2 protein-coding genes are annotated in these 1,336 nt (G+C 61.2%); both read left to right on the top strand.

What is annotated here, in order from left to right; all coding sequences use genetic code 11:
• Window positions 1–757 (top strand): extracellular solute-binding protein (locus tag EN935_RS36170; RefSeq protein WP_127374236.1); only part of this gene is annotated, 757 nt, incomplete at its 5' end.
• A 91-nt stretch (window positions 758–848) separates the two neighbouring features.
• Window positions 849–1,336, top strand: a 488-nt coding sequence (locus EN935_RS36165) for an amidase (RefSeq protein ID WP_164771696.1), incomplete at its 3' end; no start/stop codon positions are given.

Here is a 1,336-nt window from a genome sequence, read left to right as displayed (position 1 = left end):
GCTGGAGACCGATCCCAACAACATGGAGAACTTCAAGAATATGGACCCGAAATGGGTCGACGTGCCATTCGATCCGGGCCGCAAATACACCGTTCCATGGCAATGGGGCACGACCGGCGTGTCGGTCAACAAGTCGGTCTATTCCGGCGACATCAACACGTCCGCGATCTTCCTCGACCCGCCGCCCGAGCTCGTCGGCAAGATCAATGTCGTGCCCGAGATGGGTGACATCATGTTCCTCGCCATCGCCTATGAAGGCGGCCAGTACTGCACGGCCGACAAGGTGGTGCTGAAGAAGGTGCGCGACAAGCTGGTCGAGGCCAAGGCAAAATGGCTGTCCTTCGACTACGGCGCCGTCGATGGCCTGGGCAAGGGCGACATCGCCGCCGGGGTCAACTGGAACGGCATATCGCTGCGCCAGCGGTTGCAGAACGACAAGATCGCCTATGGCTATCCCAAGGAAGGCTATCCGATCTGGATGGACAATGTCGCGGTGCTGAAGGACGCCAAAAACGTCGAAAATGCCAAGCTCTTCCAGAACTTCGTCATGGATCCGCAAAATGCCGCTCTGATCTCGGCCTTTGCCCGCTATGCCAACGGCATCAAGGGCTCGGAAGCCTTCATGCCCGCGGACATGAAAGGGGTGCCGGAAGTCGATGTTCCCGCCGAGTTCGCCGCCAAGGGCCAGTTCATGCAGGCCTGTCCGCCGGATGTGCAGGCGCTCTACACGAAAATCTGGACCGACCTTCAGAAATGACCTGATCCGGGTTCTCCGCGCCGCACACGCGGCGCGGCCACCTCCTGTCTATTCATGCCAAACGCGATCCGCCGATCGCAGGAGACTTCCCATGACCGATCTCGACCTTTGCTACATGCCGGCCAGCGAGGCGCTGCGGCTGTTCAAGGCGAAGAAACTTTCGCCTGTCGACTTGATGCAGGCCACCATCCGCCGCGCCGAGGCCACCAAGCCGACGATCAACTGCTTCACCTTCACACATTTCGATGAGGCGATGGATCTGGCCAGGAAAGCCGAGGCGAAATACGCCAAGGGCGCCCGCACCGGGGCGCTCGAGGGGCTGCCCATCGGCATCAAGGACGAGAGCTATATCAAGGGCAAGCCGACATCGAACGGCTCGCTGCTGTCGAAGGATGCCATCGGTGGTCATACCTCGACGATGAACGAGCGCATCATCAAGGCCGGAGGCATCGTCCATGCCCGCACGGCGACGCCTGAATTCAGCTGCGCCGGCTACACCTGGTCGAAACGCTGGGGCGTGACGCGCAATCCGTGGAACCCGGATTTCACGCCCGGAGGTTCGTCCGGCGGTGCCGCGGC

The sequence above is a fragment of the Mesorhizobium sp. M7D.F.Ca.US.004.03.1.1 genome (assembly GCF_003998635.1).
Lineage (GTDB): Bacteria > Pseudomonadota > Alphaproteobacteria > Rhizobiales > Rhizobiaceae > Mesorhizobium > Mesorhizobium loti.
The sequence above is the reverse complement of the archived record's forward strand: the minus strand, read 5'-3'. Positions and strand labels throughout refer to the sequence as shown.